The sequence below is a fragment of the Consotaella aegiceratis genome, assembly GCF_036541425.1.
Classification (GTDB): Bacteria; Pseudomonadota; Alphaproteobacteria; order Rhizobiales; family Rhizobiaceae; genus Consotaella; species Consotaella aegiceratis.
Genome location: NZ_JAZHFT010000021.1, coordinates 1 through 16,939 on the forward strand (window position 1 = coordinate 1; position 16,939 = coordinate 16,939).

Consider the following 16,939-nt stretch of genomic DNA (forward strand, 5'->3'; position numbering starts at 1 on the left):
AAAGCGCCAGTCGATCGCCCGCCCGAGCCGGACCAGCGCGTGGTGCGGGTCGACGATCTGATCAAGCCGAGCCCGGAACAGATCGCTCTGCCCGCTGTCCCGCCGCTCCTTCGGACGCATCGAAAAGTCCCCCGATCATCGATCCGGGAACCAGTGAATCACGCCAACCAAGCCAGCGCAATTTGCAAGTTTATCAGCCCCAAAACCGCCCAATCCTGCAAAAGGGAATTCTTCGCCAACCATGATCCGGAAGCCTTTTCAAGGGCTTCCCAATTCTTCACGGGTGACCAGCGAAAGGCAGACACGCGAAGTCGTGGTCCGCGCATACTGCGCCAAACGACAAGCTTACAACTGATGATGAACTCCGAGGTGAGGTTTTCCGGAGCGCCTCTGTCACGATCGGTGTCGACCGGCAAGAAACAGCCGTCCAGGTCGTTCTTCAGCGCGCCGTTGCCGCATCACCATGGGTCCATAGATCAGCAGGAACAAGACGAGCAGCAGAGACGATAGACGGTACATCATCGCGAAGTCGGTCGCCGATGCGACCGCACCCGTCACGATGGCGCCGATCGCATAGCCCAGATCGATGGCCGACAGGAATGTTCCGTTCGCTGCGCCCTTGCGGTGAAGCGGCGAACGGGCGATGGCCCATGCTTGCAGCGAGGGCTGAACCATGCCGTATCCGAGGCCATAGAACAACGAGGCGGCTATCAGCAGCCCGATGCCATGCGAATAGGACAGCAGGATGAGGCCGGCGATCATCGACAGGACGCCTGGAATGATGACCACCGGCGGCCCCAGACGGTCGTAAAGCCGCCCGACGACGGGGCGACTCGCCATCACCATCAGGACGTGGCCGATGAAGTAGACGAAGACGTTGCGGATTCCGCTTTCGGCCCCGAACACCATGATGAAGGTCATGATGCCGCTGAACGCGATCGAATGCAGAAAGCATAAGAAGGCGGGCAGCATGGCTCTCGCTTCGAACAGGTCCGACCAGAAGTGCAGCTTGCCGGCGGAGCGTTCGTGGCGATGAAACGGAACGGCCTGCATGTGCCCGACCAGGGCCAATGCCACGGCAAAGAAGACCGTCGAAAAGCCGAGCATGACCACGAACCCTGCCAGGTCCATCAACCAGATGCCGACGATGACCGATAGGGACGTCGCAAGAGCGATCGACAGCGCGAAATAGCCGATGCCCTCGCCAAGGCGCCGGCTTGGGACCAAGTCGGAGACGACGGTCGCGAAGGCAGTGGACACCATGCCCCAGCCGAGGCCCTGACAGAACCGGATGACGCAGATGGTCCCGACGTGGTCGACCAGATAGAGCAAGAGATTGGCGATCATCAGGACGGCGGCGCCGCTCCACAGAATCGGTTTGCGGCCGATGCGATCCATCGTCGTTCCTACCACGGCACGCGCGGCGAGCGCCGCGACGGCGGCGGCACTATAGGCCAGACTGGCGCTCAGATTCGAGCCGCCGATCTGCCGGACATAGGTCGTCAATGTCGGCACCAGCATCTGGAATCCGACATAGACCATGAAGGTGCTGCCTAAGATCGACACATAGCGGGCGGTCCACAGGTGGGGCACCGTCCGATCGAGATCCATCATCCCCTGAGCCTTTCTCCGGGGATGGGTTCGGCCACTTAGGGTGCCTCCTCCACACCCCGCCGGCCCTGGCGTCCCCTCGTGGCCGATCGTCTAGCCACAATCCAAAATCCCAATATCGGACTTTCAGGAAAAAGTTCGATATATTCTGAACTCATTATCGACAAGTTTTCTCCTGCGGGAAACCCGCTGCTCTTCGTCTCCTTGCGCGGGCTCGGGGTCTTTCTCGGCATGTGCGAGACTGCGGCGCTCGAGCGTCATCCTGCGAGCCAGGGCGGCATGAGCAGGGGTGGAATCTGACCGCAAACGGCCGAACGGCGGTTCCAGGGCGACAATCCCGCAGATGATGCCGCCTTTTCCGGCGGACCCGCCATCTTTAAGAAATCCTTGCAAAATCAGGCCTCCCTGCACAGGTCTCCGTCGGTCAACGGCGTCTATAGGGTGGTACCGCTAAATTCACGGTGAGAAGATTCACCGGCGGACCTGAGGGGCGCATCGACGGTGACGCTGCTCTTTTTCTAGGAGACCAGGGCGCGAAAGGGCTTGAGCGCCGGTTCTGCCCATGATTCCACGCTGTTCCTGGGTGGGAGATTGGACCATAGGCGCGGCGGCGGATTGGGCAGGAAGAATTGCAGCTCGAATAGGTCGGGGCTGGCGCGGCGGCTCTCTGGACCAGATCGCCGAACTGGTCGATTGGACCGAGATCGACCGTCATCTCGCTCCGATTTGCGCCTCGGCCAAGGGCGAGCGGGCTTCGCCGCGCTTGGCTCTGTTCAAAGCGCTGTTGTTGGCGGTCTGGCATGATCTGTCGGACGGAAAGCTGACCGACGCACTGGATGACGCCCTGATTGACGCGAACAATCCTCTATATAGGCCTGGGGCAGTATCTTACGATGCCCGATTTGAAGCCACAGGAAAGTCCACGAGGGAAAAGGGTCGTGCGGCAGCCAATCCGCGGATGAGAGTTTGATCAATCGCCGTCAGAATCAGACGCGCAGCACACCCGCCAGGCCGTTTACTCCCCGTCTTGCATCGGATTTTTGTTCCGGTGCCAGAATAGCCGTGCGCCCATCCAGACATGACCATCATGAGAGGGCTATGGCGTAGACATGGTTTTCATCTTCACCCGGCACGGCTCGCCATAAACCATTGTCATTATTGTATATTTTTCCGGAGATACCGTCCCTCTACCCTTCGCAAAGGCGCGATAGGCCCATTCTGGCAGGCAATTGGGCGGAGAGCCAAGGCCCGTGCGTCTTGCGGGCACCGGAATCGCCCAGCGCGATTACGTCCCCTGCCAAAGAATGACTCGGACCATGCCAATTCCAACACGAGTATAGTGTTGAGGGTCAGGTTCAGCCCGACTATGCCGCCTCAGCCTTTCGACAAGATTCTGGACATACCATTGCCGACGTCATTGAGACGCAGATCATCGCTTTGTGGATGCGGCCGGCCGCATTTCAAGGCCGATCGCCTCTGTGGTCGGCATGTTCGTCGCCCGGGTCTTTGGCTTTGACCGCCGCGAGAGACGGGGCAACGGCGAGCGCATTGTCGAGATGACGCGTCATGAGATCGGCAGCCTTCGCGGTCTCGCCCTTCGTCACCGCCTCGAGGATCGTCAAATGCTCGCGACACCAATCCTTGACGCGCCGGCGATTGGTGTAGCTTCCGAATTCGAGCAGCCGCCGCATCCGGTTCTGCTGCTGGATCGCCTGGAGGCAGAAGGGATTGCCTGAGAACTCGGCCAGCATCTCGTGGAATTGCGCGTCGGTGTCGAAGAGCTGCCGGCGATCCACTTCGCTGAGATCCGGATGGGAGATCAGATAGAGATGCTGCAGGCGCGCGCGCTCCGCGGCCGCTTCGTCGACACGAAAGCTGGCCAGCGTCAATGCGGACGGCTCGACAATGCGGCGAAACTCGTAGCTCGAGCGCAATCCCAGGCCGGTATCAAGCGTCGGCATGAAGCTCCAGCCGCGACCGGCGTTCTTCTGAAGCAGCCCGTCATCGACGAGGCGCGCCAGCGTGCGCTGGAACGTGGCGCGGTCGACGTCGTAACGCCGCGCCACATCGCTCTGGATAAAGGAAGCCGGCAACCGTTCGGCCAAGCGATCGCGCACGATCTGGGAATAGAGATCCTGATCGCTGGTGGGGGGAATCTCGACATCGAGCCGGCTGATGTCCTTCGGATGCGCTTTGAGGAAAAAACCCTGATTCCGCCTTGCTTCGAGGATGCCGCGCTCGGCGAGAAGCTTCAGTGCGGCGCGCACGGGCGTGCGCGAGACCTCCAGAAGGTCGCTGAGCGCCTGCTCCCGCAAATGATGGCCCGGCTCGAACTGCGCGTTGCGGACGACGTCGAGAATCTGGTTGGCAAGGCGATGTCGTCGCTGGATCGGTGTCTCGATCATCACTCCTCCGCTCATCCACTTCGTATGGATGACCCATTCGATACAAAATCAAACCGCGACATCGAAGGCGGATCGAAGCGTGCACTGACGCCGAACCTGCCTCGCATACTCTTTTCGGCCGGTCAATCGGGGCATTTTGGTCCATATGACCAAGCCATTTGCAGGGAAATGCCTATTATTTCGGCACTCTAAAGCGCTGCCATCGATTGACACAGCGGCATTGGCTGTATTGTATTGATTTTGTCATTAAGAGCAATTTGCCTTCGAAGGAGATTGGCATGTTGAAAAGACTGGCCCTCGCGTTCTTCGTGCCTCTCATGCTGGGACAAGCAGCTTCAGCCGCCGAACTGCCGGACACCGGCCTCGTCACGGACGGCACTTTGACCTACGGGGTCGCAGCGACCTTCGCGCCCTTCGAGTTTCAGAAGGACGGCGAGTTGACCGGCTTCGACATCGATTTCATCGATGCCATCGCCAAGAAGCTCGATGCCGAGCTCGCCCCCATGAACATGGAATTCAAAGGCCTCATTCCGGCTCTCCAGGGCGGGCGCCTCGATATCATCAACTCGGCCATGTACATCAACGAGAAGCGTGCCGAGCAGGTGGACTTCGTCCCCTACATGAAGATCGGCAACCGCGTCGTCGTGCGTGCCGGCAATCCGGAAGGCATCACAGGACGCGACGAAAGCCTGTGTGGCAAGACGGTCGCCGTGACGCTGGGCGGGATTCAGGAAAGCCAAGCCCGCGCCGACGACGCGCGCTGCAAGGAGGCCGGCAAGGACGGCGTCGAGGTGATGACCCTGCCCACCGCGCAGGATTCGACCCTGACGCTGCGCCAGGGTCGTGCCGACGCGATCTTCGATTCCACGCCCGGCGTGGCTAAGCTCCTGTCCGAGCTCCCGGATACGTTCGAAAGTGTCGGCGACGAATTCGAAGCGAACACGCAGATCGGCATCGCCACGCGCAAAGGCGATACCGCGCTCCAGGATTCGCTGACGGCGGCGATCAAGGAGGTCGTCGCCGACGGCACCTATGGCGAACTGCTGGAGAAGTGGAAGCTGCCCGCCTCGGTGTCGATCTTCAACTGACGACATACGCTCCTGTCGGTGCGAACATCTCCGTTCGCGCCGACCCTGGCGGCACTGCCGTCCCAACGACGAGGAAGACCCAGCGATGTCGCTCCAGCTCGTTATCGACTACCTGCTGTCGCCGGTCTTTTTCCGTGCCGCGATGATGACGCTTCTCATCACCGTGACATCGCTGTTTTTCGGCATTCTGGCCGGTCTCGTCATCGCGCTGCTTCAGGAGGCCAAGCTCAAGATTCTGAGTGTCCTGGCCCTCATCTATCTCTGGCTGTTCCGCGGCACGCCGGTGCTCTTCCAGATCATCTTTATCTACAACGTGCTGCCGAGCTTCGGCATCCGGCTGTCGGCCTTCACCTCTGCAGTGATCGCGCTCTCGCTCAACGAAGGCGCCTATATGGCCGAAATTCTGCGCTCGGGCCTGGGGGCGGTGAAGAAGGGCCAGCGCACGGCGGGCCTCGCTCTCGGCCTGACCCGGGCCGGCGTGATGCGCCACATCGTTCTTCCCCAGGCGTTGCGCATCATTCTGCCGCCGGTCGGCAACCAGATGATCGGCATGCTGAAGACGAGCGCCCTCGTTTCCGTCGTCGCCGTCGAAGAGCTCCTGCTGGTCGCCAACCAGACGGCCAGCGCCAATTTTCGCTATTTCGAGGCGCTGACGGCGGCCGGCATCTACTACCTGATCCTGACCACGATCTTCATGGGCGTGCAAAACTGGCTGGAACGCTCCCTCGACCCGAAGAACCGGCGCTCGCGCCGCCCCGCTCCCGCCGTGGAGCGTTTCGCTCCGGCCACAGACGCACGCTGAGGCACGCTCATGGATACCCCCGCTCCTGCACACGATCTCGACATGCCCCACGCGCCTCAAGCCAAAGATCAGCCGCTCCTGGAAATCATCGGCATCGACAAGAGCTTCGGCCACAACCGAATTCTCAAGTGCTGTTCGCTCGACGTCCACTCCAAGGAGACGGTGGTGCTGATCGGTCCCTCCGGATCGGGAAAGTCGACGCTGCTTCGCTGCATCAATCTTCTGGAGCCCGCCGACGACGGCAACGTGTTCTTTCAGGGGCGCGACATCACCCGCGATCTCAAGAACGCCCATCGCATCCGCCGCGAGATCGGCATGGTCTTTCAGAATTTCGAGCTGTTCCAGCACCTGACGGCGGCAGAGAACATCATGCTCGCTCCCGTCAAGGTTCTGGGCATGTCGCGCAAGGACGCTCACGACGTCGCCGTCGACCTCCTGCACAAGGTGCACATTCCGGACAAGGCCGATGCCTATCCCGACGAGCTGTCCGGAGGGCAGCAGCAGCGCGTGGCGATCGCCCGGGCGCTGGCGATGAAGCCGACCCTGATGCTTTACGACGAACCGACGTCGGCCCTCGATCCGGAGATGATCCGCGAGGTGCTGGACGTCATGACCGAACTGTCGGCGGAAGGCATGACCAGCGTCGTCGTTACCCACGAGATGGGCTTTGCCCGCCGTGCCGCCGACCGCATCGTCTTCATGAAATCCGGCGAGATCGTCGAGACCGCCAAGGGCGCGGATTTCTTCGGCGGCACCGTCAACGAACGCGCCCGCCGCTTCCTCGACCAGATCCTGCACTGATCCTTTTCGACATGGGGTGGTAGGCGCCATCCCTTGCCGGCTCACCTGAACGAGTCGCTTTCATGACCTCACCCGATGCCCAGCGCCTGGTGCGCGACCTTGCCGACCTCGTTGCCATCCGCAGCGAAAACCCGCCCGGAAACGAGGCCGAGGCCGCGAACTTCGTGGCAAAACGGCTCGAAGACATGGGCCTTTCCGTCGCCTTCGATGCCTACAAGCCAGGCCGCGTCAACGTCGAGGCGCGCCTGGAGAATGGTCCCGGCCCCGTCTTTGCCTTCAACACCCACATGGACACCGTTCCGGCTGGCGAGGGCTGGTCGAGCGACCCGTTCGTGCTGACCGAGCGCGACGGCAGGCTCTTCGGCCGAGGCGCCTGCGACTGCAAAGGCCCGCTTGCCGCCATGCTGGAGGCGGTGCGCATGCTGGCGGCCGACCGCAGCAGTTGGTCGGGCACGCTTCTGGCCATTTTCGTCGCCGACGAGGAGATCGCCAGCGAGGGCGCCAAGCATTTTGCGGCAAAGCGCCCCAAGATCGATTTCGCCGTGGTCGGCGAGCCGACCTCCAACACCATCTACAGCGCCCACAAGGGCAGCCTTCGCCCTTTGGTGCGTGTTCACGGCATTCCGGCCCATTCCGGCACGCCGCATCTGGGCGAAAACGCCATCCTGCGAGCCGGCGAGCTTCTGTCGATGATCTTTGAAGAGCACGAACTCCGGGTCAAAACCCATGTCCACCCGCTGGTAGGCGAGGCGAGCCTCACCGTGACGCGTATTTCCGGGGGCCATGCCGACAACGTTCTGCCGGGCGCCTGCGACATCCTTTTCGACCGCCGCATGGTGCCCGGCGAAAGCGAGGAGACGGTCAAGGCCGAGATCACCGATCTGCTCGATCGCGCGCATCGTCGCTTCGGTCTGCGCGCCGAAATTATCGGCTACAAGCCGACAACCGGCAGCGCCACCGAAACGGATGCCGACCGCCCGATCGTCCAGACGAGTCTCGCGGTGGCCCGCAGCCTTGGGGTTGGTCAACCGGGCCCGTTCGGCTTCCAAGGCGGCTGCGATCTCGTGCACTTTCGCTCGACGGGTGCGGAAGGTGTGGTAATCGGTCCCGGTTCGCTGGCGGTCGCGCACAAGGCCGACGAGTTCGTGCCGCGCGACGAGTTGGTAACCTCCAGCCTCATCTATCGCGACGTTGCCGCCGCCATGCTGCGGGCGTGAGGCCGGCCGCCATGCATCTCTCGCTCCACCGGACCATGCTGTCCTACGGCGGCGGGCTGACGCTTCATACGGCTTCGTCCGGACCCGTCGCGGGCCTCGACACTCTTTATCTGCGTCTGCGGGACAGGGATGGGATCGAGGCCGTCGGCGAGGTCCGCATCAACATCGCCTATCTGAACGGCCTGTCGCCCGATGCCGTCCTTGCCGAAGCGCAATCGGTGCTCCAAACGCTGGATCTTTCGCCCGATCCGCTGGCACTTCTGGCCGACCCACCGCCGGCTCTGGCGGGAGCCAAAGCCCCGGTGCGGATGCTGATCGACATGGCGCTCCACGATCGGGCAGCCAAGCAAAGAGGCCTCCCGCTTGCCGGCCTCCTCGGGCTCGATTCCAGCGAGGCCGTGGCATACCCGACCAACCAGACCCTCTTCATCAGCGACGATGAGACCTTTCTCGCCCAGGCCGGGGCCTATGTGGCGCGCGGCTTCGTCGATCTGAAAGTGCGCATCGGCGCCGGCGATATAGCCGACGATCTTCGCCGCATCACCCTCTTGCGACAGCGCTTTGCGGCGAACGTCAAGATAGCCGCCGATGCCAACGGCGCCTGGGGCTTCGAGGCGGCGCTCCATCATCTGGAGATGCTGGCGCCGTTCGATCTTTCCTATGTCGAACAGCCGGTCGCGCCCACCCGGCTCGCGGAACTCGCACGGCTGGCCGAAGCGAGCCCGGTGCCGATCATGCTCGACGAGGGCATCGACAGCGAAGCCGCAGCGATGGCTCTGGCAACGGGAGGCCACCGGCTGATGGCGCATTTGAAGCTCGTCAAGCTCGGCGGCATTGCTCCGACAGTGCGCGCCGCTCGCGCCCTGAAGGCAGAGGGTGTCCCCATCATGATCGGGCAGATGAACGAAGGCGGGTTGGCGACCGCCGCCGTGCTCCACGCCAGCACGGCGCTCAAGCCCCAATTCGCCGAGCTCTATGGCGCCGACGGCATCCTGGCCGACCCCGCCGAAGGTCTTTCCTACCAACACGGCACGGTCGCCGCACCAGCCGAGCCGGGCCTCGGCCTCGCCTTTCAGGCCGGGCGCACCCGCACCCTTTGGGAGAATTGAGTGATGGAAATGGCAAACGTCGTCCAAGGCTCGGAATCGGCCTTTTCGAAAGCGGAATATGACGCGCGCGTCGCCAAGGCGCGCGAGGGGCTGGCCGCCGCCGGCCTCGACGTCATGATCGTCACCGGCCCCGAGAACATCTTCTATCTCACCGGCCAGCAGACGCCCGGCTATTACACCTTTCAGGCCCTGGTGCTGCCGGTCGACGGCGATACGGTTTTCGTGGTGCGCCAGCTCGAAGTCTTCAACTTCATCGCCAACACCTTCATTTCCGGTGCCGCGGTCTATCAGGACCATGAAGACCCGATCGCCTTCTTGACGAAGGTCATCGCCGACAAGGGCTGGAACGGCAAACGCATCGCCATCGACAAGCGGGGCTGGTTTCTGCCTATTGCCGTCTACGAGGCGCTGCAGTCGGCACTCGGAGCGATCGGAGACGCGGCGGGCGTCGTGGAGAAGCTGCGCGCGATCAAGTCGCCGGCCGAAATCGAAAAGCTGGAGCGCGCCGCGTCCTATGTCGATGCCGGCATGGCCGCCGGCCTTCAGGCCGTGATGGTGGGCGCGAGCGAGAATGATCTCGTCGCCGCCATGATGGGCACAGCAATCGCTGCCGGCTCGGAATATATGGGCATGGAGCCGCTGGTCTCCTCCGGTCCACGGTCGGGCGTGCCCCATGGCACCTGGAAGCGGCGGCGCCTTGCAGCCGGCGATCCCGCCTTCCTCGAAATGGCGGCCTGCCACGATCGCTATCATGCCGCGCTGATGCGCTCGGCCTGGCTCGGCACGCCGCCGGCCGAGGCCACCGAGATGATGAAGGTCTGCCAGGAGGCCCTGTTCGTGGCGCTCGACACGATCAAGCCGGGCGTGACCTGCGAGGCCCCCCATCTCGCCGCCCAGGCGGTGATCGACAGAGCCGGCTACACCGACGCCTTCCGAAAACGGCTCGGCTATTCGGTTGGCATCTCGTTCGCTCCCGATTGGGGCGAGGGAGCGATCCTCGGCCTCAACAAGGGCATCACCACCGAGCTTCAGCCGGGCATGTCCTTCCATCTGCCACCGGCCTTGCGCGTCTATGGCCGGTTCACCGTTGGCGTCAGCGAGACGATCGTCGTCACCGAAACCGGCTGCCGGGCTCTCGGCACCATCGACAGGGCATTGAAGGTCGTCGATTGACCCCTGCCCGCCATTCAACATGACATGAAAGACCAGCGATGAAAGACATCGAGGAAAGCCGCGCCCGCTTGAAGGGCATCTTCAACATCACCGTGACGCCGTTTGCCGCCGATGGCGCCATCGACAAGGCCGGCATCGCACGCACCATCGAGCGCATGATCGGCCTCGGCTATGACGGGCTTCTGATCGGCGGCACCTATGGCGAATTCCCGGCGATGACCGGCGACGAACGCGCCGATCTCTTCCGCCATGTCATGGAGGTCGTCGGCGACCGCGTCCCGGTCATGCTGTGCACCGCCGGGTCGGATGCGCGTCTCGTCAGCGAGTTGACGACGCTCGCCGGTGAAATCGGCGGCATCCCCATGGTCACCGCGCCCTATGTCTCGGAGGTCACCGACGACCAGATCGTTGCCTTCTTCGAGGAAATCGCCCCCAAGTCGAAGACCGGATTTCTTGTCTATAACGCGCCGGGGATCGGCATCACCCTGTCGCCGGCGCTGTTGGAGCGCCTGTCCGACATTCCGGGCGCCGTCGCGGTCAAACAGGGCGATCTCAACGTCACCGCCATCGACCGGATCGCCAACCGCCTGTCGGGCAAGCTCAAGCTCTTCTGCGCCTCCGACCTCGCCTTTCTCGGGCCGATGATGGCGGGTTTCGACGGCATCTCCTCGACCAACAGCTGCGCCCTGCCCGAGTTGATCCTCGATTCCTATCGGGCGCTGGAGCGCGGCGATGCGGCGACCGCCCGCGATCTCCATCGCCTCTGGTACGACTTCCGGGCGCTGGCGCGCGCCTTCGGCCAGCCGCAGACCACCAAGGCGGCGATGAACCTTCGCGGCTTCGATGGCGGCCATCTCCGCATGCCGCTGCGCAACGTCTCGGCCCAAGAGAAGGCCGAGATCGCCAAGGTGCTGGAGACGCTGGCGGGCGAGCCCGCCGCCAAGCTCGCCCTGGCCGCCTGAACCACAACCCCAATAGGCCGGCGGATCGCTCCGCCGGTCCTTTTGCTTCGAACCTCGACAGTCGTCGTCCGGCGAAGGCGGCTCAGGCCGCCTTTCGAGCTTCCAGCTTGGCGACGGCCGCCGCGATCCGCCGGCAGGCATCCTCTAGCGTCTCGGTCTCCACCGCATAGGCGATCCGCAGATGTCCCGGCATGCCGAAGGCCGAGCCGTGCACGAGCCCCACCTGTGCCTCTTCCAAAAGGAAGCTCGCGACATCGAGATCGCTTTGCAAAACATGCCCGCCGGGGGTGCGGCGCCCGATAAGCCTCGTGCATTCGGCAAAGACGTAGAAGGCGCCGTCCGGCACGTCCGCCTCCAGCCCGTCGACGGCATCGATCATCCTCATGACGATGTCGCAGCGCGCCTTCAGTGTCTTGAGCCAGCCTTCCATGAACCCCAGGCCTCCCGACAGGGCGGCGACCGCCGCCGCCTGACTGATCGACGACGGGTTGGACGTGCTTTGCGACTGCAGCACGTCCATCGCCGAAATCAGCCAGGACGGGCCGCCGGCATAGCCGATGCGCCAGCCGGTCATCGAATAGCCCTTCGACAGTCCATTGACGGTCAGCGTGCGCTCGCCAAGCGAGGGCGCGACCGCGGCGGGCGTGGCGAATGCGCCGCCGTAACGAACATGCTCGTAGATGTCGTCCGCCATCACCATGACCTGGGGGTGGCGCTCCAGGACATCCGTCAGCGCCTTCATCTCGGCCGGCGAATAGACCGTGCCCGTCGGATTGTTGGGCGAGTTCAGCACCACCCACCGCGTTTTGGGCGTAATCGCCGCTTCGAGCGCTTCAGGCGTCAGAACCCAGCGCTCAGCGCGATGCGTGGCGACGATCACCGGCACGCCGCCGGCAAGCCTCACCATGTCGGGATAGGAGACCCAGTAGGGCGCCGGGACGATGACCTCGTCTCCCTCCCCGAGCGTTGCCAGAAAGGCGTTGAACAGAAGCTGCTTGGCGCCCGTCCCGGCGATGATTTCGTCCGCCTGGTAGGAGAGCCCGTTCTCGCGGCTGAACTTTTCGGCGATGGCCGCCTTGAGGTCCGCTGTGCCGGACACGGCGGTGTATTTCGTCTCGCCAGCGCGAATCGCTTGGATGCCCGCCTCGGCGATGGGCTCCGGCGTTGCGAAGTCGAGTTCGCCCTCGCCCAGATTGGTCACCGGGATACCCGCCGCCCGCGCTGCCCGCACCTTGTTGGAAATCTCGGCCGTCGGCGAAACGCCGACGGAACGCATGCGCGGGGCTAAACGGGATTGAGTCATGGAGTCGGCCTTTGCTCGAATGGAAGCCGTATTGTATTGATTGACACACTTCGATCAATATGGGACCGCTATGAAAGTGCGGTATTCCGATCAGGTGTCGCCTATCTCTGACTCTTGGTTTGTACCGATCCGCTTCTTTCGTCCGAATCTCCGATGTCGCTCATCCTCGTCGTCGACCCCACCGACAGTCCTGCCCAGTTCGGCGTCGCGGCCGCCCGGCTCGCCGAGCGTCTCGGCGCTCGTTTCATGCACAGCCGCGCCTCCTTCGATCTGGCACGGGATGCCGATGCCGCCCAATACGTCTTTGCCGGTGGCGGGCTCGGACCGAGCGGGCTGTTCTTCGCCGAGCGCATCCTTGCCGGTGCCATCCAAGCGACCGCTTCGATCGAGGAGATCGTTACGGCGGCGGGCACGACGGAGGTCGTCGTTCCGGTTCACCCGCGTTTTGGACAGGAGGTCGATAGTTTCGTCCAATCGGCAGATCGGGCGGGGGGCGCGTGGCGCCAGATCGATTGCGACGGCGAAACGGCATCAGCCGACAGCCACGCGGTTCTGCCGGGCCCGCGACTGCGGATCGCGCTCGTCGGCCGCGAGCACGACCACTGCAGGGTCTATCCGGCGGCGCTGGTCTCGCTTAACGACGCCGCCTTATGCACCGACGTTGCCGTCGACATCCGCTTCGTCGATCCGATAGCCCTCGCCCAAGGCGGCCCGGCCGATCTCGAAGAGGCCGACGGCATCGTGCTTCCGGGCGGATCGGACATGACCAATGTTCCCGGCCAACTGGTGGCCGCGACATTCGCGATCCACAGCCGTGTCCCGGTTCTCGGCCTCTGCCTCGGCATGCAGACGATGGCCACCGCCTTTGCCAATGCGGTCGCGGGGCTCATCGACGTCGCCCTCGCAGAAGCCGATCCCGATGCGCCCGACAAAAGCTTTGTCGCCATGGCCGAAGCGGATGAAGCGGACATGCCGCCCCTGCCCGTTCACCGATCCGGAGACGTCGAGGTCCGGCTTCGGACCGGGACGCGGCTCGCCGACCTGATGCCTGCGGCGACGATGACGATCCGCTCCAACCACCGCTACCGCCTGTCGCCCGGCCTCCGTCCGAGGCTTGAACGCGCCGGCCTGGTGGTCTGCGCCGACAGTCATGGCGGCCGCATCGCCGATGCCGCGGAATGGCCGGACCACCCGTTCTTTCTCGGCCTTCAAGGCCATCCCGAACTCGGCGCGCCGGACGGAAAGCCGCATCCGGTCTTTCCCGCCTTCCTCAAGGCGGCACGTCAATTCTCGAACACGCGATAAGGAACGATTCTCCATGGATCTTGGTCTGAAAGGACGTACAGCTCTCATCCTGGGTGCCAGCCGTGGTCTCGGCCACGGCATTGCGGCCGCATTGGCGAACGAGGGGACTGAAGTGATCCTCACCGGCCGCTCGAAGGCCTCTCTGGATGGCGCCGTCAATGCTCTCGGCCCCACCGCGCGAGGCGTGATCCTCGACCTTTCGGATCCGGCCTCCGTCGACGCGCTGATTGCCGAATTGAAGGACCAGGGCGTCGACATCCTGGTGCTCAATGGCGGCGGCCCTCCTCCCGGCCCTGTCGCCGAGGTCGGCGCCGAAACGTGGTCGCGGCATTTCGCGACGATGGTCGCGGCGCCATTGTCGATCGCCGCCGCCTTGTTGCCCGGCATGAAGGCGCGCGGCTTCGGCCGCATCCTCGCCGTCGTCTCCTCCGGCGTTCAGCAGCCGATCCCCAATCTCGGACTGTCGAATGCGCTTCGCGCCTCGATCGTCGGATGGGCGAAAACGCTCGCCGGCGAAGTCGCCAAGGACGGGATCACGGTCAACACCATCGTTCCCGGACGCATCCACACCAGCCGGGTCGACGAGTTGGATGCAGCCGCCGCCAAGCGCACCGGCCGGACGCCCGAGGCGGTTGCCGAGGCGTCCCGCGCGACAATTCCGGCCGGCCGCTATGGTAAGGTGGAAGAATTCGCAGATGCCGTTGCCTTTCTGGCGAGCGAGCGCGCATCCTACATCACCGGATCGAGCGTCAGGGTGGACGGCGGCATGATCCGCGGCATTTGAGGGTCGAACAGACCTCTCCTCCGCTTTCCTCTTTTCTCGTCTTTCGAAAGCCCCTCCGATGAACGAATTCGTCATTGCTCCGCCGCCCCTCGTCGCCATTCCCGTCTCCGGCGGCGGTCTCTTTCCCGTGCGGCGCATCTTCTGCGTCGGGCGCAACTACGCCGCCCACGCTCGCGAGATGGGCGCTGACCCCGATCGCGAGCCGCCCTTCTTCTTTTCCAAGCCCGCCGACGCGCTGCTGCCGGACGGCCGTGACATGCCCTACCCGCCGCAGACCGAGAACCTGCATTTCGAGATCGAACTCGTCGCTGCCATCGGCTCGGGCGGCGCGGACATCACAGTCGAGGACGCCCTCTCCCACGTCTGGGGCTATGGCGTCGGTATCGACATGACCCGCCGCGACATGCAGGATACGGCGAAGTCGATGCGCCGGCCCTGGGACCTGTCGAAGGGGTTCGACTGGTCGGCGCCCATTGGCGACCTGGTGCCGGCCGCCACGATCGGCCATCCCGCGACAGGCCGGATCGAGCTCAAGGTCGACGGCGAGGTCCGCCAGTCCTCCGACCTCTCGCACATGATCTGGAGCGTCGCGGAGACCATCGCCCACCTCTCGGCATCGGTGCGGCTGGCGCCGGGCGATCTCATCTTCACCGGCACGCCGGAAGGGGTCGGTGCGGTGAAGCGCGGAGAGACGATGCACGGGTTCGTCGAAGGCGTGGGAACGGTATCGGCGCGTCTCGTCTGAAGCGACGCCGGCCGATGCCGATCCGAAAAGCAGCACGCCGTTGGTGTTACTTGCGATGCGGTGTGCATGCGGCTGCCGCGTTCGGCTCTTCGGGTCTGCGCCCGGGTTAACGAAATAATTGGAGCACTCGTCGTTCCTTCGGCGGCCTTTCGCGGCAAAGGTTTGAGCTTGGCGAAGAGCTGTCCGATGAGGTTCGGGGCGGGCGGGTCTTTCGATAGGAGTTCATCGCTTCTGTCCGAAGATTCCGGTTCCGCTGGGGGCCAAATCCTTGGCGGAATCGACCGGAGCAAAGGGCGTCGAAGAGCTCGGCTGGTGGGGTGGTGTCACGATCGGTCGCGACACGCGTCTCAGCTCTACCCCGGCGCAGCATTCCTCGGCGCGAGGTCTGTTCGACCGCGACAAGACGCTATGGGGACGCTATTTCATCCAGATCCAAGGGGTAAGCGTCCATCTCGGCGGCGACACGGGATATTCGACGCGCTTTGCCGATATCAGGGAGCGGCTGAGTTCCCCTGATGTCGCGCTGCTCGGGATCGGCGCCTAGCGCGCCTCGCCGGTTCATGAAGCCGCGCCGCATGAACCCCGCCGCAGAGGCGACACAGCATCCGGTAACGCCTCACCAGATCGGGCTGCGCTTGTCCGCGAGCAGGAGCCGAGCCGTGTTCTCGTCGGTGATCAGGCCGTTTGCCAGACGTCCGGCCATGGCGGATTTGACCGCCTCGACCCGCAGGACTCCGGAGGCGACGATCACCACCGGCCGGTCCTGTTCCGGCGTCGGCTAGTACGACGTCAGCCGATCGTGATAATCGGCGTCGACGATCTCACCCTGGGCGTTGATGGCGAAGCCGAGGAATTCACCCACGGCGCCGGCTTCCATGGCCTGCCGGGACTCAGCCTCATCGATGAAGCCATCGCGCAGGAGGGAGGCATTCGGCCCCCAATAGCCAATGCCCATGAGAAGAAGGTCGGCGTTTTCGACAAGCTCCAGAATTTTGGCGTAGCCCGGCTGGGCCTGCAGAATATCGCGTTCGGCAACCGTCTCGGTCACGACCGGCATCGGTCGCGGATAGCTGTCGGCTTCGAGCCTGTCGGCGATCCAGGTGACGACGTCGTGGCTGCTGGCTTTGCCGGTGCGGGTCAGATTGCCCATCAGCGACACGCAACAGCAATCCGACCGGTCCATCCGGCTGAGCTGGCGCGAAACCTCGCGCATCGTCTTGCCATTGCCGAGCCCGATGATCATCGGTTCCCCGGACTGCAGGGCCGTCTCGAGATGGCGTGCGCCGAGCGTGCCGACGGACAGAAGGTCTTCCGTCGACTCGCTCTCGCTCAACGCGACTTCGCAATAGCGGATGCCGAACCGTTCCTTCAGCCGTTCGGCCAGCTCGATGCAGTCGGTGAGCGGATGATTGAGGCGAAACTCGATCAGTCCGGCGCTGTGGGCCAGTGCCATGAGCCGCTGGACGACCTGTCGGGAAACCTGAAGTTCCACCGCGATCTGATCCTGGGTGCGGTTTTTGGCATAGGATAGCCACGCAGTGCGTGCGGCAAGGTCAAGTCGACGTTCGGCCTTGTCGCCACCATTGCCGGCTCTCGAGCGCTGCGCCATCGTTCCTGTGTTCTCCCGAACCGGA

Annotated in this window: 16 protein-coding genes and 1 pseudogene; 12 read left to right on the top strand and 5 right to left on the bottom strand. The window is 63.8% G+C overall.

From position 1 onward, the window contains the following. Positions 1–393: 393 nt before the first annotated feature. Positions 394–1,614, bottom strand: a complete 1,221-nt coding sequence (locus SMD10_RS14595) for an MFS transporter (protein ID WP_331686443.1) — start codon at positions 1,612–1,614, stop codon at positions 394–396. A gap of 123 nt (positions 1,615–1,737) precedes the next feature. Continuing rightward, positions 1,738–2,022 (bottom strand): hypothetical protein, encoded by a 285-nt coding sequence (locus tag SMD10_RS14600; RefSeq protein WP_331686444.1) that lies wholly within the window; start codon positions 2,020–2,022, stop codon positions 1,738–1,740. A 172-nt stretch (positions 2,023–2,194) separates the two neighbouring features. Here SMD10_RS14600 and SMD10_RS14605 point away from each other — a divergent pair, with 172 nt between their 5' ends. Further along, positions 2,195–2,581, top strand: a complete 387-nt coding sequence (locus SMD10_RS14605) for a transposase (protein ID WP_331686445.1) — start codon at positions 2,195–2,197, stop codon at positions 2,579–2,581. A gap of 490 nt (positions 2,582–3,071) precedes the next feature. Here SMD10_RS14605 and SMD10_RS14610 read toward each other — a convergent pair whose 3' ends face one another. Beyond that, entirely contained in the window at positions 3,072–4,016 is a 945-nt protein-coding gene (locus tag SMD10_RS14610) for a GntR family transcriptional regulator (RefSeq protein ID WP_331686446.1), read from the bottom strand. A 278-nt stretch (positions 4,017–4,294) separates the two neighbouring features. Between SMD10_RS14610 and SMD10_RS14615 the strand changes: the two genes are divergently transcribed. From SMD10_RS14615 to SMD10_RS14645, 7 genes are all read left to right on the top strand, one after another. Further along, positions 4,295–5,104: an ABC transporter substrate-binding protein gene (locus tag SMD10_RS14615; protein ID WP_331686447.1), complete on the top strand. Its 810-nt coding sequence runs from the start codon at positions 4,295–4,297 to the stop codon at positions 5,102–5,104. Between the two features lie 85 nt (positions 5,105–5,189). Further along, the gene (locus SMD10_RS14620; protein ID WP_331686448.1) at positions 5,190–5,906 is read left to right on the top strand and encodes an amino acid ABC transporter permease; all 717 of its coding nucleotides are present in this window, start codon (positions 5,190–5,192) and stop codon (positions 5,904–5,906) included. A 42-nt stretch (positions 5,907–5,948) separates the two neighbouring features. Then, positions 5,949–6,707, top strand: coding sequence for an amino acid ABC transporter ATP-binding protein (locus SMD10_RS14625; RefSeq protein ID WP_331686449.1), 759 nt, complete (start codon positions 5,949–5,951; stop codon positions 6,705–6,707). A 62-nt stretch (positions 6,708–6,769) separates the two neighbouring features. Beyond that, complete coding sequence (locus SMD10_RS14630; RefSeq protein WP_331686450.1) at positions 6,770–7,924, top strand: M20 family metallopeptidase; 1,155 nt, start codon at positions 6,770–6,772, stop codon at positions 7,922–7,924. 11 nt (positions 7,925–7,935) lie between these two features. Continuing rightward, the gene (locus SMD10_RS14635) at positions 7,936–9,033 is read left to right on the top strand and encodes a mandelate racemase/muconate lactonizing enzyme family protein (RefSeq protein WP_331686451.1); all 1,098 of its coding nucleotides are present in this window, start codon (positions 7,936–7,938) and stop codon (positions 9,031–9,033) included. Between the two features lie 3 nt (positions 9,034–9,036). After that, a complete protein-coding gene (locus SMD10_RS14640; RefSeq protein ID WP_331686452.1) occupies positions 9,037–10,206 on the top strand; it encodes a M24 family metallopeptidase in 1,170 nt (389 codons plus the stop codon). A 38-nt stretch (positions 10,207–10,244) separates the two neighbouring features. Continuing rightward, positions 10,245–11,168 (top strand): dihydrodipicolinate synthase family protein, encoded by a 924-nt coding sequence (locus SMD10_RS14645; protein ID WP_331686453.1) that lies wholly within the window; start codon positions 10,245–10,247, stop codon positions 11,166–11,168. A gap of 82 nt (positions 11,169–11,250) precedes the next feature. Here SMD10_RS14645 and SMD10_RS14650 read toward each other — a convergent pair whose 3' ends face one another. Next, positions 11,251–12,471 (bottom strand): pyridoxal phosphate-dependent aminotransferase, encoded by a 1,221-nt coding sequence (locus tag SMD10_RS14650; protein WP_331686454.1) that lies wholly within the window; start codon positions 12,469–12,471, stop codon positions 11,251–11,253. A 153-nt stretch (positions 12,472–12,624) separates the two neighbouring features. Between SMD10_RS14650 and SMD10_RS14655 the strand changes: the two genes are divergently transcribed. The 4 genes from SMD10_RS14655 to SMD10_RS14670 all read left to right on the top strand — a co-directional run bounded on the left by SMD10_RS14655 (position 12,625) and on the right by SMD10_RS14670 (position 15,849). Continuing rightward, positions 12,625–13,776, top strand: coding sequence for a glutamine amidotransferase-related protein (locus tag SMD10_RS14655; protein ID WP_331686455.1), 1,152 nt, complete (start codon positions 12,625–12,627; stop codon positions 13,774–13,776). Between the two features lie 13 nt (positions 13,777–13,789). Further along, the gene (locus tag SMD10_RS14660) at positions 13,790–14,560 is read left to right on the top strand and encodes an SDR family oxidoreductase (RefSeq protein ID WP_331686456.1); all 771 of its coding nucleotides are present in this window, start codon (positions 13,790–13,792) and stop codon (positions 14,558–14,560) included. 58 nt (positions 14,561–14,618) lie between these two features. Next, entirely contained in the window at positions 14,619–15,305 is a 687-nt protein-coding gene (locus tag SMD10_RS14665) for a fumarylacetoacetate hydrolase family protein (protein WP_331686457.1), read from the top strand. 268 nt (positions 15,306–15,573) lie between these two features. After that, positions 15,574–15,849, top strand: coding sequence for an MBL fold metallo-hydrolase (locus tag SMD10_RS14670; protein ID WP_331686458.1), 276 nt, complete (start codon positions 15,574–15,576; stop codon positions 15,847–15,849). Between the two features lie 72 nt (positions 15,850–15,921). On the opposite strand, the pseudogene SMD10_RS14675 reads toward SMD10_RS14670, so the two are convergent. Then, positions 15,922–16,914 (bottom strand): annotated as a pseudogene (locus SMD10_RS14675) (sugar-binding transcriptional regulator). Positions 16,915–16,939 lie beyond the last annotated feature (25 nt).

Excerpts from the sequence above, each read along its gene's own strand:
- SMD10_RS14595 (WP_331686443.1), bottom strand. The coding sequence starts at position 1,614 with ATGATGGATCTCGATCGGACGGTGCCCCACCTGTGGACCGCCCGCTAT.
- SMD10_RS14610 (WP_331686446.1), bottom strand. The coding sequence starts at position 4,016 with ATGATCGAGACACCGATCCAGCGACGACATCGCCTTGCCAACCAGATT.
- SMD10_RS14615 (WP_331686447.1), top strand. The coding sequence starts at position 4,295 with ATGTTGAAAAGACTGGCCCTCGCGTTCTTCGTGCCTCTCATGCTGGGA.
- SMD10_RS14620 (WP_331686448.1), top strand. The coding sequence starts at position 5,190 with ATGTCGCTCCAGCTCGTTATCGACTACCTGCTGTCGCCGGTCTTTTTC.
- SMD10_RS14625 (WP_331686449.1), top strand. The coding sequence starts at position 5,949 with ATGCCCCACGCGCCTCAAGCCAAAGATCAGCCGCTCCTGGAAATCATC.
- SMD10_RS14630 (WP_331686450.1), top strand. The coding sequence starts at position 6,770 with ATGACCTCACCCGATGCCCAGCGCCTGGTGCGCGACCTTGCCGACCTC.
- SMD10_RS14635 (WP_331686451.1), top strand. The coding sequence starts at position 7,936 with ATGCATCTCTCGCTCCACCGGACCATGCTGTCCTACGGCGGCGGGCTG.
- SMD10_RS14640 (WP_331686452.1), top strand. The coding sequence starts at position 9,037 with ATGGAAATGGCAAACGTCGTCCAAGGCTCGGAATCGGCCTTTTCGAAA.
- SMD10_RS14645 (WP_331686453.1), top strand. The coding sequence starts at position 10,245 with ATGAAAGACATCGAGGAAAGCCGCGCCCGCTTGAAGGGCATCTTCAAC.
- SMD10_RS14650 (WP_331686454.1), bottom strand. The coding sequence starts at position 12,471 with ATGACTCAATCCCGTTTAGCCCCGCGCATGCGTTCCGTCGGCGTTTCG.
- SMD10_RS14655 (WP_331686455.1), top strand. The coding sequence starts at position 12,625 with ATGTCGCTCATCCTCGTCGTCGACCCCACCGACAGTCCTGCCCAGTTC.
- SMD10_RS14660 (WP_331686456.1), top strand. The coding sequence starts at position 13,790 with ATGGATCTTGGTCTGAAAGGACGTACAGCTCTCATCCTGGGTGCCAGC.
- SMD10_RS14665 (WP_331686457.1), top strand. The coding sequence starts at position 14,619 with ATGAACGAATTCGTCATTGCTCCGCCGCCCCTCGTCGCCATTCCCGTC.